Genomic DNA, 19,874 nt, shown 5'->3' on the forward strand with positions numbered 1-19,874 from the left:
TAAAGCCTCGGTACATGTACCGAGGCCTTTTTTAGTCACATTCTCTTGGAGGTGGTTGGTTTGGATCCGGACATGGTCTGCCACATATACATATTTTTCCTCCTGTAATTTGTCTTAATCCTTTCTTGTCCAAAAGTTTTGCATTGGCAAGTTTTGAAAGTGTTTTCATATTGTGATATTTAGTTGGTTGTAAACCAAATATAAAAAAATAATCACAACTAAGTGATTATTTTTTATCTAAAGTAATTTGAAACTCATTCTGTGATATGGTGTGGGGCCGAATTCCCGAATGGCATCCCTATGTGCTTTGGTAGGATAACCCACATTTTTAGCCCAGCCATATTGTGGATATTCCTCATGAAGTTTTTCCATTAACCGATCTCTGTAATCTTTCGCTAGTATGGACGCAGCTGCAATACTTAGTACTTTTGAATCTCCTTTTATTATACATTGATGAGGAATATAATTGTAGGGATGAAACCTGTTGCCATCTACTAAAATAAATTCAGGACGTACCTTCAACTGATTCAGTGCTAAATGCATAGCATGGATGCTTGCATTCAGGATATTATGCTTATCAATAAACTCAGGAGGGAGTTCTGCAATGGCATAATCACGAGCGTTTGCTTTGATATATTCTGCAAGTTCTTTTATTGAAGTTTTTGATAAAGTTTTAGAATCTTTAACTAAAATATTGTTAAAATTTTCATCGAGTATAACACTTGCCGCTACTACAGGGCCAGCCAGACAACCTCTTCCTACTTCATCGCAACCAGCTTCTGTGTATTGATTTTGCCATTTTGTTATCAAATTCATAATTTATACAGATTTTGTTACTTGTTTTTTATTAATTGTTCAAAGTTATTGAAATGTTTTAAAAAATGTTAATTTTTTCTTTTGCTATGTTAATAAAAATTCACATATTTGAAACAGTGAAAAATTTAATTTGATATGAAGAAACTAACTAACAGTGTTTTGGCTGTTGTCTTGTCTTCAACTTTTGTGATGGTTTCTGCACAAAAAACGAAACAAGACACTACTAAAACTAAAGAAATTGAGGGGGTCGTAGTAACTGCCCTTGGTATCAAAAGAGAAAAAAAATCATTAGGTTATTCCTCTCAGGAAATTAAAGCTGATGCTATTACCAAAGGGACAACGAATACGGGTAACGTTGCATCTCAATTATCGGGTAAAGTTGCTGGTCTTCAGGTTAATACCAATAATAACTTTGGGGGATCTTCTAATCTTGTAATAAGAGGTTACAAATCTTTATCCGGAGGTAATCCTCTAATTGTTATTGATGGATCACCTGTTAACAATAGCACGAATAATGGTTATTCAGGACAATATGATTATGGAAATTTTTTGTCCGATATTAATCAAGAAGATATTGAATCAATAAATGTGCTAAAGGGTGCAGCAGCATCTGCTTTATATGGAGAAAGAGGTCTTAATGGTGTAATTGTTATTACAACCAAGTCAGGAAAAGGAAAAGATGATAACAGATGGGGGGTAACAATTAATACAGGAGGGAACTTTGGTTTTGTTGATAAAACTACTTTCCCTGAATATCAAAATCAATATGGTGGTGGTTATGCTCCAGGATATAATTTTGGAAAAGACTACACGAATTACAATGATGATGCTTCTCTAGGTCCTAAGTATGATGGACATATGGTTTACTTTTGGGATTCTTTTGATCCTACATCTCCTAATTACGGAAAAATGAGGCCTTATGTAGCAGCTCAACATACGCCGGCTGATTTCTTTGAAACAGCTTCAAACTACACAAATACATTATCTTTACAAAAATCTGGTGATAAAGGAAGTATATTAATAAACTATACCAATCAGTTAATGACTGGTGTTCTTCCAAATTCAGATTTACGTAAAAATACAGTATCAGCAAAATTTGATTATAAACTTACCGATAAATTAACAGCTACAGTTTATTCATCTTTAACTTTGCAAGATACTAAAGGTAGAAATGAAACAGGATATAGTGATAATATTGCATCATCCTTAAGACAGTGGTGGAATACTGATAGTGATATGTATCTACTTAGAGATGCATATAACAGAACTGGTAAAAATGTTTCATGGAATAGAAAGTCACCAACAAATGGTGCAGCAGCTTATTGGGATAATCCATATTTTCAAAGATATCAAAGTTATCAGTCTGATGACAGAACAAGAATATTTAGCTATGCTATGTTAAATTATAAATTTAGCAAGAATGTTAATGCTACAGCTAAGTTGTCCATTGATAATGTAGATTTATTAGTTGAAAACAGGTTGGCTGTTGGTTCGGTACCTAGGGGATGGGGACAATCTGGCCTAAATGTAACTTCTGGATATTCTAAACAGAATATCAAGCAACAGGAGATGAATTTTGATTTATTTGCAAACTATAAGTTTGATTTAGCTGAAGGATTAGACCTATCTGGTATGGTAGGAGGAAATGTCAGAAGAAATTATAATACAAATGATTATACTTCCACAGAAGGAGGTTTGGTTGTACCTGGTTTATACTCTCTGGCTAATTCAGCATCAACTATTTTACCAACTTGGGAAAATTCAGCTAAATTGGTGACAGCGGGTGTTTATGCAACAGCTTCATTAGGCTATAAAGATACTTATTTCTTAGATGGTACATATAGGATAGATAAAGCTTCAACATTACCAAAAGATAATAGAGTTTATGGTTATGGATCAGTAACAGGAGCTATTGTTTTATCAAATTTCATTAAACAGGACTGGTTAAGTTTCTGGAAATTAAGAGGTAACTATGCGGTTGTTGGAGGTTCTGCTCAGGCTTATCAGCTTCAAAATGTTTATACAACTATTGGAAACTATTCAGGAACAGTTTTATATGATACTCCTAATACATTAGCAAAATCTGACCTAAAGCCTGAGAGATCTAAAGAATTTGAAATAGGTACAGAATTGCAATTCTTTAAAAGAAGATTAGGATTAGATTTCAACTACTATAGTTCTAAAACAACGGATCAAATTATCCAGTTGGCAGTTTCAGCGGGAACAGGATATTCTTTCTCAGTATTTAATGCCGGTAGAATTGATAATAAAGGTTATGAAGTTTCCTTAAATGCTACTCCTATTAAATCGAGAGATTTTTCATGGGATATGAATATTAACTGGGCTAAAAACAAAAGTGAGGTTGTTGACTTAAATGGAGTAGATAACTACCAGTTAAATGCATATCAGGGAGGTGTGTCTTTGAATGCCTCTGTTGGTCAGCCATTTGGTACTTTAGTTGGTACAGATTATGTGTATAAAAATGGACAACGAGTAGTTGGAGATGATGGTCTGTGGGTTAAGTCTGAGAAGAAAGTTATTGGAAATATAACTCCAGACTGGACAGGAGGACTTAGAAATACATTCAGCTATAAAGGATTAAGCTTAAGTTTCTTAATAGATGTACAAAAAGGAGGAAGCACATTCTCCACTGATACTTCATACGGATATGCTGGAGGGCTTTATGCAGATACGGTAGGTAGTGAATGGAGAGATCCTAAAGGAGTGGTTTTGCCAGGAGTAAAAGCCGATGGCTCTCCAAATACAACACCTATTGGAAATGGAAGTCTAAATGTTAATAATTATTATAGTTATCAGCCTAAAGGATATGGTAATGCTCCTAATAGTGAGTTTGTATATGATACATCATATGTTAAACTAAGAGAAGCAAGTATTTCTTACAGATTGCCTAAATCTATTCTTGAAAATACGTTCCTTGAAGATGTAACCGTTTCTTTAGTAGGTAGAAACCTTTGGATTATTCATAAGAATGTACCTTATGCAGATCCTGAAGCAGGGGTGACAGGAGGTTTAAGATCCCGCGGTAATTCTATTGGATTATTACCAACAACAAGAGATATCGGTTTTAATGTAACAATTAAATTTTAATAAAAATGAAAAAAATAATATATATAACAAGTCTGCTAAGTTTATCAGTATTTACACTTTCATCGTGTGAATCAGATACTACAGAGTTAAATATTGATCCAAAACACCCGACTGTAGTTCCTTCAGAAAATTTAGTAGTGAGCTCTGAAAGATATCTTGCAGATAGATGGGTTAGTCCAAGTGTAAATGGACATATTGCACGTTTTTATACTCAGCAATGGTCTGAAACACAATATGTGGATGAGACTAATTATAATTTTGTTACCAGAAATCAACCTAACGGGCATTATACCGGTATGATGCGTGATGTTATTGGGCCATTAGCAACAGCTAGTGGGTTTTTGGATAAAGAAGACGAAGATGCTAATCTAACACCAGAACAACAATCAAAAGTTAAATTAAATAAAAAAGCAACAATAGAATTAATTTCTGTTTTTACATGGTTAAATTTAGTAGATACTTTTGGAGATGTACCATATACTGAAGCACTAAAAACTGTTTTAGGTTCTCAGATTCTACAACCTAAATATGATGATGCCGCTACAATTTATGCGGATTTGCAAAAAAGAATTGATGCCGCTGTTAATTCTATGACACTTGATATGCCAGGATATAAGAAAGATGCTTTTTATAAAGGGGATATGGTAAAGTGGAAAAAATTTGCTAATACTCTGAAGTTTATGATGGGACTAAATCTAAGTGATATAGATAATGCTAAAGCTAAACAGCTTGTTGAGGCTGCATATAATTCAGGAATTATATTATCAGATTCAGATGAATTTACATTCCCATATGTAGCAGCTCAATTTAATAATCCTGTTTATCAAAATTTAGTTGCTAGTGGAAGAGATGATTTTTTACCTTCAGATGTATATGTTAATGCTCTAAAAGCAAAGAATGATCCTAGAGTGCCAAAATATTTCACAAAAGATCCTAATGGTAATTACACTGGTTCACCTTATGGGGAGCTTGCAACATTTAGTAAATATTCCCATATTACATCTACAATCCAGGCAAATACATATCCAGGATATATCTTTGATACTGTGTTTATTAAAATTATGCTGGCTGAGGCTGCTGCTAAGGGTTATAATGTGGGCGGTACTGCTCAAAGTTATTATAATGATTTTATTTTAACTTCAATGAAAAAATGGGGTGTAGCTGATGCAGACGCTGCTACATATTTAGCAAGTGTTCCATATAATACAACTAATTGGAAAAAATCAATTGGTGACGAAGCATGGGTTTCTATGTACAATAGGGGAATTGAGGCTTGGTATTTCTTCAGACGATTGGATTATCCTACCTTGCAGAAACCACCTATAGCACAAGGTCTTGTTTATAGAATGCCATATGCAAATGGTGAATATGATACTAACAGACAAAATGTTACTGCTGCCGCTGCAAAAATATCAGGTGGCGATAAATATACATCTAAAGTTTTCTGGGATAAAAACTAATAAAATAAAACCGAATGACCGTCTTAAGGCGGTCATTTTTAACATTTATAATTATGAAGAATAAATTTTCAATTATTGCCTTCTTATGTATTTGGGTTTTCTGTTTTTCATGTAAATCATCGGCAAACAGTTCATCTAATAATATTGATGTGAACAATGTAGTCCTGTCAGATAGCTATTTTTTTTCAACAAATATTTTAGATAATAGAAAAGAGGTTTCATATAAAGCTGGTAGGATTTTTGAGACACGGTTGCCGCAAGGAGCGAATGAATTTAAAGGAATTAAAGTAATCAATGGTAAAGAAATTATCGTAAGACTGCCTAAAGATTCTAAGGATGTGGATAATAATACAACTTCAATTAATGCTGATAGTAAAAATATAGAAATAGTACGACAATTTACAGATAGTAATGGACATTGGTTGGTTAATGTGTTTTTGAAAGATAGCAATGATATAAAAGTTGTCAAGTTTGATATTGATAAATCAGGAAAAGCAATGGCTTCAGTTGAAGGACCGAAATTAGAACCTTTATTATTTGAAGGAATTATAGGAAAAAATTAAAAACTTGTTTTTTTAATAATTGTAGAACCGCCTAATGGCGGTTTTTTTATTTGTCTAATATTAAAATTAACAATATGTTAACTTTTAATTTTGGTATGTTAAGAAAAATTTATATACTTGCGCGAGTTAAAATTTAATTTGATATGAAGAAACTAACTAACAGTGTTTTGGTAGTGGTTTTGTCTTCTTCGTTTGTATTTGTTAATGCACAGAAGAAACAGGACTCTGCTAAAACCAAGGATATTGAGGGGGTTGTAGTGACTGCCCTTGGTATTAAAAGAGAAAAAAAGTCTTTGGGGTATGCCTCACAGGAGGTAAAGGCTGATAAACTATTTGATGGTACTACCAATACTGGTAACATTGCTTCTCAACTTTCGGGTAAAGTATCTGGTCTACAGGTAAACACATCCAGTAATTTTGGGGGTTCTTCTAGTCTTGTAATCAGAGGTATAAAAAGTTTACAGGGGGCAAATCCACTTATCGTTATTGATGGGTCTCCGGTTAATAACTCTTCTACCTATGATACTAAGACCAATCAGGATATGGGTAACCTATTGTCAGATATCAATCAGGATGATATTGAATCCATCAATGTTCTGAAAGGTGCAGCAGCTTCTGCATTATATGGTGAAAGAGGTCTTAATGGTGTTATTGTAATCACGACTAAGAGTGGTAAAGGAAAAGATGATGGAAGTTGGGGAGTAACTTTATCATCTTCTGTGCAGGCTGGATTTATAGATAAATCTACTTTCCCTGAATATCAGAACAGATATGGAGCGGGATATGCTATGAGTTTTAGCGAAAAGAATGCAAATGGTACACCTTACGGAAATTTAGGAGATGATGCTTCATGGGGGCCAGAATTTAATCAAAATCAATTGGTATACCAATGGGATGCATTTGATCCTAATTCTAAAAACTTTGGAAAAGCAACTCCTTGGGTAGCTGCTAAAAATGGACCTATTAAGTTTTTTGAAACTCCAATTACATATGTAAATGGTATTACTCTTGAAAAAGGTAAGAAGGGAAATAACTTCATGTTATCATATGATAATATGTTGTCTAATGGTTTATTGCCTAATTCTGATTTAAGAAAGAATACTTTTACCACAAAAATTAATTATGACTTTACACCTAAATTACATGCTACTGTCTATTCAACATTAGTAGTTCAGAATACTAAAGGTAGAAATGATGCAAATTATTCAGGAAACTTAGTAGGAGGGTTTAGACAATGGTGGGCAAATAATGTAGATATAGTTGATCAGAAAAATGCTTACTTCAATAGTGGAGGTAAAAATATTAGCTGGAATTTGAAGAGCGGTGCAAATCCTGTTGTAGGTTTCTGGAACAACCCATACTATCAAAGATATCAAAGTTATAGTAGTGATGACAGAACAAGAAGTTTCAGCTATGCTTTGTTAACATATGATTTCAATAAGAATTTTAGTTTAACAGGTAAAGTGTCTTACGACAATGCATCTACATATTTCCAAAACAGATTAGCTCCAGGATCTGTACCAAAAGCATTTGGTGCATCACAAAAATTAGTAAGTTCAGGATATAGCAGACAAAACCTTACTACATCCGAAACAAACTTTGATTTAATATTAAATTACAAATTTAATATTACTGATAATATCAATGTTAGTGGTATAGCTGGAGGAAATGTAAGAAGAAATTATTATAACTCTATTTATGCTTCTACAGAAGGAGGATTAGAAAAAGATGGATTGTATGCTTTAGCAAATTCAAAATTCCCTATTATCCCACCGGATGAAAATGAATATACAACAGTAACTTCCAGTGCTTATGCAACTGCATCTTTTGATTTCTATAAGTTCTTTTATTTAGATGCTACATTTAGAGCGGATAAAACTTCTACGTTACCAAAAGCAAACAGAGTTTATACTTACCCTTCTTTTACGGGATCATTTATTTTATCAGAGTTTGTAAAGCCTTCATGGTTAAGTTTCTGGAAAGTAAGAGCAAACTATGCTGAGGTAGGAGGAACAGCAGATCCATACCAACTACAGTACTATTATACTTTTGCAGGTACATTTAATAACTCTATTGTAATGCAAAACTCACAGACACTTCTTGCAAATCCTGATTTAAAGCCACAACGTTCAAAAGAATTTGAAGTAGGTACTGAAGCACATTTCTTCAAGGGAAGATTAACATTTGATGCAGCTTACTACAAGACCAAGACATTTAATCAGATTATAAATCTGCCAATTTCTGCAGGATCAGGCCTACTGACAGCAGTAGCAAATGCTGGTAGAATTGATAACGAAGGGATTGAACTGCAAATTGGTGCTACACCAATTAAAACCAAAGATTTCTCTTGGAATGTAGATGTTAACTGGTCTAAAAATAAAAATAAGGTTGTTGAATTATTGCATAATGCTACAACAGATGTTAGCAACTATAACTTAACAAGTGTTCAAGGTGGTGCATCTGTTAATGCTACTGAAGGTGAAATGTGGGGCGCAATTAGAGGTAGTGATTACAAATATCTTAATGGTCAAAAAGTAGTTGATTCTAAAGGGTTCTATGTTTTAGAAGGTAACAAGGTAATTGGGAATACAACTCCGGATTGGATCGGGGGTATTAGAAACTCTTTTAGCTATAAAGGAATTAGCGTTTCATTCCTAGTAGATTTCAGAAAAGGAGGAGATATTTTCTCAACTGATATGTACTATGCAACTTCTACAGGTTTGTATAAGGATACAGCAATTGGTGATTATAGAACTGGAAAAGTAGTTTTACCAGGAGTAACTGCTAATGGACAACCAAACCAAACTGCAATAGATGCGTCTGTATATGGCAATATGGGTTATCAAAAAAGCCCTACATCACGCTATATTTATGATGGATCTTTTATAAAGCTTAGAGAAGCTAGTATTAGTTATACATTACCTAAAGCTTTATTAGCAAATACATTTGTTAACGAGGCAAAGATTTCCATTGTAGGAAGAAACCTATGGATTATTCACAAAAATCTTCCTTATGCAGATCCTGAATCTACTTTGGGTGGAGGTGTAAGATCTTTCGGTTATTCTATTGGATCTCTGCCAACTACAAGAGATATCGGAGTTAATATTTCTTTCAAATTCTAAATCAAAACAATGAAAAATATATTTAAAGCCTTTTTAGGTTTAACAATAGCTGTTGCAACGCTTTCCTCTTGTGAAAGAGATACAACATTGCTAAATAATGATGGTAAACATCCATCTGATTTAAGTTCTGGGGTATTATTGTCAATGGGGCAAAATCAACAATTTTATAATATAGATAACCCTAGCGTTAACGCAAATAATTACAGATTCTTTGTTCAGCAATGGTCTGAAACAACTTATACTGATGAGGTAAACTATAATCTTATTACAAGAAATCAGCCTAGATTTCATTTCAACAGAATGTATGTCTACAGTTTAAACAACTTCAAAAAAGCTCAAGATGCTTTAGCTACGGAAGTAAATGATCCTGCTGTTGCTGCAAATAAATGGGTGACAAATGAGATTTCTTCTATTTTTGTTTGGGAAAATATTGTGGATACTTGGGGAGATGTTCCTTATACTGAAGCTCTAGCAGCTGTGAATGGAGGCTTTGCACCAAAATATGATGATGCAAAAACTATTTATGCTGATTTATTAAAAAGAATTGATGCTGCAATTGCTAAAATCAATCCTTCTGCAAAAGGATATGAAGTGAATGATATCGTTTACAAAGGCGATATGTCCAAATGGAAAAAATTGGCTAATTCTGTTAAATTAAGATTAGCATTGAATCTTTCAGATGTAGATCCAGTTACAGCAAAAGCTGCAGCAGAATCAGCTATTGCATCTGGCGTAATGACTTCAACAGCAGATTCTTATTCTTTTGTTTATGATGGAGTAACATTTACCAATCCTGTTTTTGATAATTTGGTAGCTTCTAATCGTGATGATTTTGTTCCTTCAAATATATTTGTAGATGTTTTGAATGCTAATAATGATCCAAGAAGAGATGTATGGTTTACAAAAACAAAAGACGGTAAATATCTAGGTGGCGTTTATGGTGTCAAAAATACATATGGAAACTATTCTCATGTAGCGGATAGCTTTAAAAAACCAATAACTCCATCCAATCTACTAAGCTATTCAGAAGTGTTGTTTATGCAAGCTGAAGGAGCTGCAAGAGGATTTAATATGGGAGGTACAGCGGCAGGTTTATATGCAGCAGCTATTACAGAATCTATGACAGAATATGGAGTAGATGCTACGAAAGCGGCAGCATATATTGCATCACGTCCATATGATGCAACGAACTGGAAGAAGTCTATTGGAGAAGAATCATGGATTGCTATGTATAACAGAGCCTTTGCAGCGTGGAATTTTGTAAGAAGATTGGATAATCCTATCCTTAAAAATCCGACTAACTCTAATACTAAAGGAGTTCCGGTAAGAATGATTTATTCAAGTGATGAGTATACTCAGAATGAAAAAAATGTTAAAGCAGCTGCAGCCAAGATTGGTGGAGATGATGTAACAACTAAACTTTTCTGGGATAAAAACTAATATTTATATTAAACAATATCTAAACCGCCTTTGGGCGGTTTTTTATTTCGTAAATTTGCGGCTACAACTATTTTAAGAATGGAGATAAAAAAACAGATTCAGGATCAGATTACTGAGATTATTCAGCAGAAATACCAGTTAGAAGGTATTGCACTAGAAGTTCAGCAAAACAAAACCGATTTTGAAGGAGATTTCACTGTAGTGATTTTTCCGCTTGTAAAGCAGGCGAGGAAAAGTCCGGATGCATTGGGACAGGAATTGGGCGAAGAACTACTGGCAGCTACTGATTATATCAGCTCTTATCAGGTGGTAAAAGGTTTTTTAAATCTTTCTCTGAAGAATGATTTTTTTATCGGCCAGGTTCAGAATTTAGGTGATGATTTAGGAAGCCTTCCAGCAAAGGCAGAAACTATTATGGTAGAATATTCATCTCCGAATACGAATAAACCATTGCACTTAGGCCACGTAAGAAACAACCTTTTAGGTTATTCTGTTGCACAGATATTAAAAGCCGCAGGGTATAATGTAATTAAAACCCAGATTATTAATGACCGTGGTATTCATATTTGTAAATCTATGTTGGCATGGGAGAAATTCGGAAATGGTGAAACTCCTGAATCAACTGGGTTGAAGGGTGATAAATTAGTTGGTAACTATTATGTAAGATTTGATCAGGAATATAAGAAGCAGATTGAAGAGCTAAAAGCTCAGGGAGTAGCTGAAGAGGAAGCTAAAAAGAAGGCTCCAATAATGCTGGAAGCTCAGAAAATGCTACTAGACTGGGAAAATGGTGATGAAAAAGTACGCCAGCTTTGGGAAATGATGAACGGTTGGGTGTATAAAGGCTTCAATGAGAGTTATGCGCGTATGGGAGTTGATTTTGAGCAGCGTCAGTATGAAAGCAATACTTATCTTTTGGGAAAAGATATTATTCAGGAGGGGCTGGATAAAGGCGTTTTGTTCCGTAAAGACGACGGTTCTGTATGGATAGATCTTACAGAAGATGGGCTGGATCAGAAATTATTATTACGTTCCGACGGAACTTCTGTATATATGACTCAGGATCTTGGAACAGCTGTGGAGCGTTTTAAAGACAATGATATCCAGCAATTAATTTATACTGTTGGAAACGAGCAGGATTATCACTTCCAGGTACTATTTTTGGTACTTAAAAAGTTAGGATATTCATGGGCAGATCATTTACATCACTTATCTTATGGAATGGTAGAGCTTCCTAATGGAAAAATGAAATCCCGTGAAGGTACAGTTGTCGATGCTGATGAATTAATGGAGGAAATGTACCTTACTGCAAAAGAGAAAGCACAGGAATTGGGTAAGATGGAAGGTCTTACAGAAGAAGAAAAAGAGAAATCTTATGAAACTGTTGGGCTTGGTGCTTTGAAGTATTATATTCTGAAGATTGATCCAAAGAAAAAAATATTATTTAATCCGGCTGAAAGTATTGATTTTAATGGTAATACAGGACCGTTTATTCAGTATACTTATGCAAGGATTCAGTCATTGCTGAACAGAGCAGAGTATAAAGAGAGTGGTATTTCTGGAAATTACCAGTTAAATGCTTCCGAGAAAGAATTACTAGTAATGACTTCTCAGTTTAATGAAGTGATAGCTAAAGCAGCAGAAACATTGAGTCCTGCTCAGGTAGCAAATTATGTTTATGATTTAGTAAAATCTTATAACTCTTTCTACCAGAATAATCCTATCCTTAATCAGGATAATGAAGATGCAAAACAGCTTCGTCTGAAACTTTCCAAAGTAACGGGAGATATTATTCAGAAAGCATTAGAGCTTTTAGGAATAGGAACAGTCAACAGAATGTAATTTCTTAGATTTGAAATAATAAAAAAACCTGCTTTTAGCAGGTTTTTTTATTTACTTTGTTTTATTAGGTCCCAGTAAGAACTCTTTCGGGTGCTTTTTCCCCAGAAGATGAGCTGTAAAATAATCCCAACGGCGTCTCATCATATAATAGGTATGTTCTCCAAAACCATGAGCACTGTTAGGAAAAGCAATAAAATCATAATCTTTATTAGCTTTCTCTAAAGCTTCAATTACCAGTAATGCATTGTATGGAGGGACATTGTCATCCATCATACCATGTGCAATGAGTAACTTACCTTTCAGGTTTTTTGCATAAAGCTGATTAGCCTGCGATGCATAGTCAGAATTTTCTACAAGTCCGTTATATCTTTCACCCCAGTCATCTTCATAATTACGGTTATCATGATTACCAGATTCTGAGATACCAACTTTAAAGAAATCCGGATATCTGAACATAGCTGCTGCAGTTGCAAAGCCTCCACCCGAATGTCCCCAGATACCAACTTTATCCACATCTATAGAATATGTTGCTGCAAGTTGTTTAATCGCAGCGATTTGATCGGGCAAAGTATTGATGGACATATTTCCGTAGCTCATATCGTGATAAGATTTTGAACGATACGGATTACTGGTCCCTTCCAAAACCAAAACATAGGCACCTAGTTCAGCAAGAGCATTGTTATCTCCTTTAGATGCAGTGAAAGCCCAGCTCCCAACGCTTCCGCCTTGTGGACCAGGGTAAATGTAATCGATAATAGGATATTTTTTCCCGGCAACAATATTACTTGGTTGGAAGAGAAGACCATAAACATCAGTAACACCATCTCCAGCTTTTAATTTTACAGGTGTTGGCGCTTTCCAACCGGTAGCTTCCAAAGCTGTTAGGTTTGCTTTTTCCAAATCCATAACTTTTATACCATCCAGTTTTTTGACTAAAGAAACCGGTGCTACATTCGGTTGCGAATATTGATCTATGAAATGAGTGCCATCAGGTGAAAGTGTAATCTGGTGAGTGCCTGTTTCCGGAGTTAGATTTTTGAAGTTTTTTCCGGAAAAGTCGATTGAACAGAAAGAAATAAAATATGGGTTTTCTTTTTGCAAACCAGCCGCTGTGAAATATAATTTTCGATTCTTTTCATCCACCTTTAATAGGTTGGCAACAAGCCAGTCTCCTTTAGTAATCTGATGTTTCAGTTTTCCTGTTTTAGCATCATATAGATAAAGATGTCCCCAATTATCTCTTTCGGAATACCATAGTACTTCATTTGTTGCAGGTAAATAACGCCAGTTGATTGCGTTGCGTCCGGATTCAAATTGTGTAGCAACGGTTTCCTCAAAAACTTCACGAATAGAGCCATCCTTAGTATTGGCAATTCTTAATTTTGCATTTTTATGATCTCTGGAAGTAGATACAAAGGCAACTTCTGAACCGTTCGGATTCCAGTCAATATCATCAAAAGTCCCACTGGCAGCAATATCATCACTTAATGTTCCTCTGTGGAAATCAGGTTGCATTTTGAAACGAACTAAACTACCGCTTTCAGTATCAATAACAACTCTATGCAACATCGGAAGAACGGTGTCGCCGGGTAGTGGATATTTCCATGCTTTTAGTTGTGGATGACCTACATTGGTTGTCACCAGATACATCTCTCCAACATTCCTTTCATCCATTTGGAAAGTAGTAATTTTTTTAGAGTCCGGAGACCATCTTAGAATAGGAGCATCACTATGCTTCCAACCCGCATTATCGGTAGCATATCCAAAGTCTTTTATTCCGTCAGTGGTCAGTTGCTTTTTATCATGTGTGGTTGTGTCTTCTATCCACAGATTATAATTATCTATGTAAGCCAGTTTTTTTCCATCTGGAGAAGTTACTCCGGGTTTGTTATTCCTTTTTACCGGAGGCGTAATAGGAGAGTTGGGATTTTTTTGACCAGTCTGAATTACTGTTTCAGTTTTAGCCTTTTTTTCAAGAACCACATTAACATTAGTGAGCTCTCCTGCCGACGAAGTCTTGGTGTATTTAAAGCTTTTACCATCTTTATCCCATATAGGGCTGTTCATTACATCCCGGACTAGGGGTGCTGTTTTGTAAAACAATCTGCTTTCTGCTCTTTTGTAATCTGCAACCGTAACAGAATCCTGAGCGTAAAACATAGAAACAGATACCGACCCTAATGCAATTAGAGCCAATTTTGAATATTTCATATTATTACTAGTTAATTAGAATAACAAATATCGTAATATGAATGCTAATAATTTAATAAAAAGCAGATTAACTGAGGTTAATTATTATTTGTGATTAATTCTAAGATTTGGATTAATTCGGACTTTTAGTATAATTCCGATTCTATTCTTATCTTTAAACTATGAAAACAGGCTTACTCGCATCATTTTTTATCATATTCAACAGTTGTTATAATGCACAAATAAAGCCCGGTCTTAAAGTTGAGTCGGGTGTATCTTACGAACTGGCTCAGTTTAGAAAAAGTAAATTAAGCGATATTAAATACGAGTTAGATCTGGATATTCCTGAAAACAAAACCGAGAGAATTTCGGGAGCAGAAAATATTACTTTCAGCTATAAGAAACAGAGTGAATTACCTTTACAAATAGATTTTAAAGAAAATGCCGCGTCTTTGTTGTCTGTGACTGTAAATGGACAAATTATAAAGCCTGTTCTGGATCAGGAACATATTTTAATAGATCAGAAATATTTGAAATCAGGGTTTAACCAGATTGCTTTTAAATTCTTAGCAGGTAACTCTGCACTAAACAGACGCGATGGTTATCTGTACACTTTGTTTGTACCGGATCGTGCGCGAACCATGTTTCCGTGTTTCGACCAGCCTAATTTGAAAGCTAACTATTCTTTAACCCTTACGATTCCTGAAAAGTGGAATGCAATGGCCAACGGAAAGCTAAAGGAAACAACCGTAACACAAGGAAGGAAAAAACTGAGTTTTGCCCAGTCGGATCTGCTTCCTACCTACCTGTTCTCTTTTGCTGCAGGAGATTTTAAAAAAATTAAAGAGAAAATAGGAGATCAGGATGCTGGTATGCTGTATCGTGAAACCGATTCCGTAAAGATTAAAAATAGTATGGATTCTATTTATAGTATTTACAGAAATTCACTTGCTTATTATGAAAAATGGACAGGTATTCCACATCCTTTCCAAAAGCATGGTTTAGTTGTTGTTCCCGATTTTCAGTTTGGCGGAATGGAACATCCCGGGGCAATCCTGTTTCAGAATTCTACTTTATTTTTAGATAAAAATGCAACACAAAGCCAGCTGAATAATAGGTCTAATCTTCTCGCTCATGAGGTTGCACATCTATGGTTCGGAGATATGGTAACCATGGATTGGTTTAATGATGTATGGACAAAAGAAGTTTTTGCAAATTTTATGGCAGATAAAAGTACAGGAGCTTCCTCAGATAAAAGTATTTATGATCTGAAGTTTCTAACAACACATTTCCCTGCGGCATACTCAATAGACCGGACTATAGGCGCAAATCCTATTCGGCAGATCCTGGATAATTTGCAAAATGCAGGAATGATGTATGGGCCTATTATTTATAATAAAGCTCCGATTATGATGCGCCAGCTGGAACTGTTAATTGGGGAAGATAACTTCAGGAAAGGGGTGAGCGAATACCTTAAAAAATATGCTTATAACAATGCAACATGGCCGGATCTTATTGCAATTCTGGATAGTCATACACCGGAAGATCTGCAAAGCTGGAACAAAGTATGGGTGAATGAACCGGGAAGACCAGTCATTGACTACAAGGTAAAATATAAGGGAAATAAGATTGGAAGCTTTATAATTACCCAACATCCGGAACATGGTGAAATACAAAAGCTTTGGCCGCAGCAGTTTCAACTCAGCTTATTTTATCCGGATAGAATTGAAAAAATTAATGTAAAGCTTTCTGGGAAAGAACAGGAAATATCTGAACTACAAGGAAAACAAAAACCATTATTTATTCTGCAAAACTCATCGGGTATTGGCTATGGAGTATTCAGAACCGGGAAGGAAGTGATTTCTGATTTTTCATTGATAAAAGATCCGGTAAGCCGTGCAAGTGCTTATATCTCTTTGTATGAAAATATGTTGGGTGGATCAGGTATTAGACCGCAAGAATTATTGCATTTTTTTACCGGACAGCTGCAAAAAGAAAATACAGAGCTTAACCTAAGGCTTATTACAGGATATATTTCCGGAATATATTGGGGATTTTTACCCGAACGTATACGGAGCAAAGAATCTGAAAGCTTAGAAAATACAATATGGAGTGCATTGCAAGGGCAAGCGGCAACAAATAATAAGAAAATTTTATTCGATTGTTATCAGGGAATTTTCCAGTCCCCAAAAGCATATGATCATTTGTATAAAATATGGAAATCGCAGACTGCACCACAAGGTATTACTTTGAATGATGAAGATTTTACAAGCCTTGCATTAGCACTGTCATTACGTAATAATAACAATAATGACCTTCTGCAGGAACAATTAACCAGAATTAAAAATCCTGATCGGATTAATCGTTTCAAAATTATAATGAAAGCTGCTGCTTCAGATAAAAAAATTCGTGATGAATTTTTTTATAGCCTCGCAGAAAAGCAAAACAGAACTAATGAATCGTCTGTTGGTGCAGCATTGGGATATTTACACCATCCACTAAGACAACAAACCTCTGTTAATTATCTACCGAAGTCTTTAGAGCTATTGCAGGAAATACAGAAAACCGGAGATATATTTTTCCCGGATAATTGGCTTCGCTCTACTTTTGGTAGTTATCAGAATCCTGAAGCGCTTACTATTGTTAATCAGTTTATCCAGAAAAATCCTGATTATAATTCAATCCTGAAGAATAAAATTTTACAGGCAACTGAAAACCTGCGAAGAGCTCAGGTATTGGTAAAATAAAAGTCATGTTGTTCTGTGTAACAGATTGCTGTAAATTTGAAATATGAAGATTGATTTTTCAAGAAGCGTTGACATAGAGAACCTAAAGCCTCAAAATGATTTTGAAGTGAAGGTTAAAGACTTTTTATCAGAATGGTTCTCCGATTCCAAAACAGTTGAAGTGCAGACCTCTGGCTCTACAGGGATTCCTAAAAAATTCCCGATTGAGAAATCCAGAATGCTGAATTCAGCAGAAATGACGTGTGATTTCCTAAATCTTAAAGAAGGAGATACTGCATTACTTTGCCTTCCTGTAGAATATATTTCGGGAAAAATGATGATAGTAAGGTCTTTTCTCCGCAGGCTGGAACTTACCATTGCAGAGCCCAAATTGGATCCTCTTAAAAATATTGAAAAATCTGTTTGCTTTTGTGCAATGACGCCTTTGCAAGTTGAAAATTCTCTGGATAAAATACATTTGATAGAGAATTTAATAATTGGAGGAGCAGCTGTATCTGAAAGTCTGAAGAAAAAGCTGAGTGATATTTTAGACAGTAAACAGGCAATATCCAAAGTTTATGAAACATATGGAATGTCTGAAACTCTTTCTCATATTGGATTGAAACGGATTTATCCGGAAGGTGAAGATTATTTTACACTTTTCGATGGTGTGGATATTTCCCTTGATGATCGTGGTTGCCTTCGTATTTCTGCACCTAAGATTAATGCTGAACTACTACAGACTAATGATATCGTTGATGTACTGAATGCTAAACAATTCAGGTTTTTAGGCAGAGCGGATAATGTTATTAACTCCGGAGGGGCTAAGATATTTCCCGAACAGCTAGAGGCTCTTGTTAAAAAAGAAATTCCTAATGAAGCTGTTTTTCTGGGAATTCCACATGAGGTGCTAGGACAGAAGTTGGTTTTGGTTATTGAGGGAGATGAAAACGAAGTACTGAGATCCCAGATTTTGGATATTAAATTTGAAAAGCCCTTTCATAGACCCAAAGAAATAGTATTTGTAGCTGAAATTCCAAGAACACCTAATGGTAAGGTAAATCGAGGAAGGCTGCTAGAACTTATAACTACATAGTCTTTTATCTTTGCTATTGATTCTTGTATCTTTATAAAATGAAAGATTTCTCTTCAGAATTAAGCTTTAAAACTGCACGGAGTAGCGGTGCAGGAGGTCAGAACGTGAATAAAGTAGAAACTATGGTTACAGCCCGTTGGGCAGTATGGGATTCTAAATTCTTTTCGGATGAAGAGAAAAAACTGATTTTCGAAAAATTGAAAAATAAAATCAGCGCTGAAGGGTATTTGCAGTTGAGTGCTCAGGAGTCCCGCTCTCAGCTTGATAATAAAGAGAAAGTAATCCAAAAGTTATTGGAATTGGTGGACAAGGCGCTCTTTGTACCGAAGAAAAGATTCAAGACTAAGCCAACAAAGTCATCCAAAGAAAAAAGGCTGACCCAGAAAAAGCAACATTCCGAAAAAAAAGAAAACCGAAAATTTAGAATGTAAATTAAATGGGGTAGTTGGATGAAGCTAAATTTCTAATTACGAATCCCTATCTTTGCAGAAATTAAATAATAATAAAAATGAGCAATAGACCCATTTCTGATTTTATAGAAAAATATTATTTACACTTTAATGCAGCAGCTTTAGTAGATGCTTCTAAAGGTTATGTTGCCCACCTTAAAGATGGCGGGAAAATGATGATTACTTTAGCAGGTGCAATGTCTACTGCTGAATTAGGTAAAATTTTAGCAGAAATGATCCGTCAGGATAAAGTAGCTATTATTTCTTGTACAGGGGCTAACCTTGAAGAAGATTTAATGAATCTTGTAGCACACTCTCATTACGAAAGAGTTCCTCACTACCGTGATCTTACTCCACAGGAAGAATGGGATCTTTTAGAAAGAGGTCTTAACCGTGTAACAGATACTTGTATTCCTGAAGAAGAAGCTTTCAGAAGATTACAAAAACATATTCACGAGATCTGGAAAGATGCAGAAGATAAAGGAGAAAGATATTTCCCGCATGAATATATGTACAAAATGCTTCTTTCAGGTGTATTAGAGCAATACTATGAAATTCCTAAAGAAAATTCATGGATGCTGGCTGCAGCTGAGAAAAACTTACCAATCGTAGTACCAGGGTGGGAAGATTCTACAATGGGTAACATCTTTGCGTCTTACTGCATTAAAGGAGAATTAAAAGCTTCTACAATGAAGTCTGGTATCGAATATATGACTTACTTGGCAGACTGGTACAAAGGTAACAGTAGCGGGAAAGGAGTTGGATTCTTCCAGATTGGTGGAGGTATTGCAGGAGATTTCCCTATTTGTGTAGTTCCGATGATGTATCAGGATCTTGAAATGCACGATGTACCTTTCTGGTCTTATTTCTGCCAGATTTCTGATTCTACAACATCTTATGGTTCTTATTCCGGAGCTGTTCCGAATGAGAAAATTACATGGGGTAAATTAGATATTCACACACCTAAATTTATTGTGGAAAGTGATGCTACAATCTGTGCTCCACTAATGTTTACTTACATTCTTGAGAATTCTTAATAGAAACAGAATATAAATTTATTAA

At 35.1% G+C, this 19,874-nt stretch carries 13 protein-coding genes; 10 read left to right on the plus strand and 3 right to left on the minus strand.

Annotated elements, in window-relative coordinates; translation table 11 throughout:
- Window positions 1-31 precede the first annotated feature (31 nt).
- The gene (locus tag C8J95_RS07445) at window positions 32-169 is read right to left on the minus strand and encodes a bacteriocin leader domain-containing protein (protein WP_107807799.1); all 138 of its coding nucleotides are present in this window, start codon (window positions 167-169) and stop codon (window positions 32-34) included.
- Between the two features lie 68 nt (window positions 170-237).
- Complete coding sequence (locus C8J95_RS07450; RefSeq protein WP_107807800.1) at window positions 238-816, minus strand: ribonuclease HII; 579 nt, start codon at window positions 814-816, stop codon at window positions 238-240.
- 135 nt (window positions 817-951) lie between these two features.
- Here C8J95_RS07450 and C8J95_RS07455 point away from each other — a divergent pair, with 135 nt between their 5' ends.
- From C8J95_RS07455 to argS, 6 genes are all read left to right on the plus strand, one after another.
- A complete protein-coding gene (locus C8J95_RS07455; protein ID WP_107807801.1) occupies window positions 952-3,924 on the plus strand; it encodes a SusC/RagA family TonB-linked outer membrane protein in 2,973 nt (990 codons plus the stop codon).
- 5 nt (window positions 3,925-3,929) lie between these two features.
- Window positions 3,930-5,384 (plus strand): SusD/RagB family nutrient-binding outer membrane lipoprotein, encoded by a 1,455-nt coding sequence (locus C8J95_RS07460; protein ID WP_107807802.1) that lies wholly within the window; start codon window positions 3,930-3,932, stop codon window positions 5,382-5,384.
- A 53-nt stretch (window positions 5,385-5,437) separates the two neighbouring features.
- Window positions 5,438-5,947: a hypothetical protein gene (locus C8J95_RS07465; protein WP_107807803.1), complete on the plus strand. Its 510-nt coding sequence runs from the start codon at window positions 5,438-5,440 to the stop codon at window positions 5,945-5,947.
- 143 nt (window positions 5,948-6,090) lie between these two features.
- Window positions 6,091-9,069 (plus strand): SusC/RagA family TonB-linked outer membrane protein, encoded by a 2,979-nt coding sequence (locus C8J95_RS07470; RefSeq protein ID WP_107807804.1) that lies wholly within the window; start codon window positions 6,091-6,093, stop codon window positions 9,067-9,069.
- Between the two features lie 9 nt (window positions 9,070-9,078).
- The gene (locus C8J95_RS07475) at window positions 9,079-10,509 is read left to right on the plus strand and encodes a SusD/RagB family nutrient-binding outer membrane lipoprotein (protein WP_107807805.1); all 1,431 of its coding nucleotides are present in this window, start codon (window positions 9,079-9,081) and stop codon (window positions 10,507-10,509) included.
- Between the two features lie 78 nt (window positions 10,510-10,587).
- A complete protein-coding gene (gene argS / locus C8J95_RS07480) occupies window positions 10,588-12,351 on the plus strand; it encodes an arginine--tRNA ligase (RefSeq protein ID WP_107807806.1) in 1,764 nt (587 codons plus the stop codon).
- Between the two features lie 51 nt (window positions 12,352-12,402).
- Here argS and C8J95_RS07485 read toward each other — a convergent pair whose 3' ends face one another.
- A complete protein-coding gene (locus tag C8J95_RS07485) occupies window positions 12,403-14,562 on the minus strand; it encodes a DPP IV N-terminal domain-containing protein (protein ID WP_107807807.1) in 2,160 nt (719 codons plus the stop codon).
- Between the two features lie 161 nt (window positions 14,563-14,723).
- Between C8J95_RS07485 and C8J95_RS07490 the strand changes: the two genes are divergently transcribed.
- From C8J95_RS07490 to C8J95_RS07505, 4 genes are all read left to right on the plus strand, one after another.
- A complete protein-coding gene (locus C8J95_RS07490; protein ID WP_107807808.1) occupies window positions 14,724-17,288 on the plus strand; it encodes a M1 family aminopeptidase in 2,565 nt (854 codons plus the stop codon).
- A 43-nt stretch (window positions 17,289-17,331) separates the two neighbouring features.
- Entirely contained in the window at window positions 17,332-18,363 is a 1,032-nt protein-coding gene (locus C8J95_RS07495) for an AMP-binding protein (RefSeq protein WP_107807809.1), read from the plus strand.
- A 38-nt stretch (window positions 18,364-18,401) separates the two neighbouring features.
- Window positions 18,402-18,794 (plus strand): alternative ribosome rescue aminoacyl-tRNA hydrolase ArfB, encoded by a 393-nt coding sequence (gene arfB / locus C8J95_RS07500; RefSeq protein ID WP_078795953.1) that lies wholly within the window; start codon window positions 18,402-18,404, stop codon window positions 18,792-18,794.
- Between the two features lie 77 nt (window positions 18,795-18,871).
- Entirely contained in the window at window positions 18,872-19,849 is a 978-nt protein-coding gene (locus C8J95_RS07505) for a deoxyhypusine synthase family protein (protein WP_034870957.1), read from the plus strand.
- Window positions 19,850-19,874: the final 25 nt, after the last annotated feature.

The sequence above is a fragment of the Elizabethkingia sp. YR214 genome, from assembly GCF_003058195.1.
GTDB lineage: Bacteria > Bacteroidota > Bacteroidia > Flavobacteriales > Weeksellaceae > Elizabethkingia.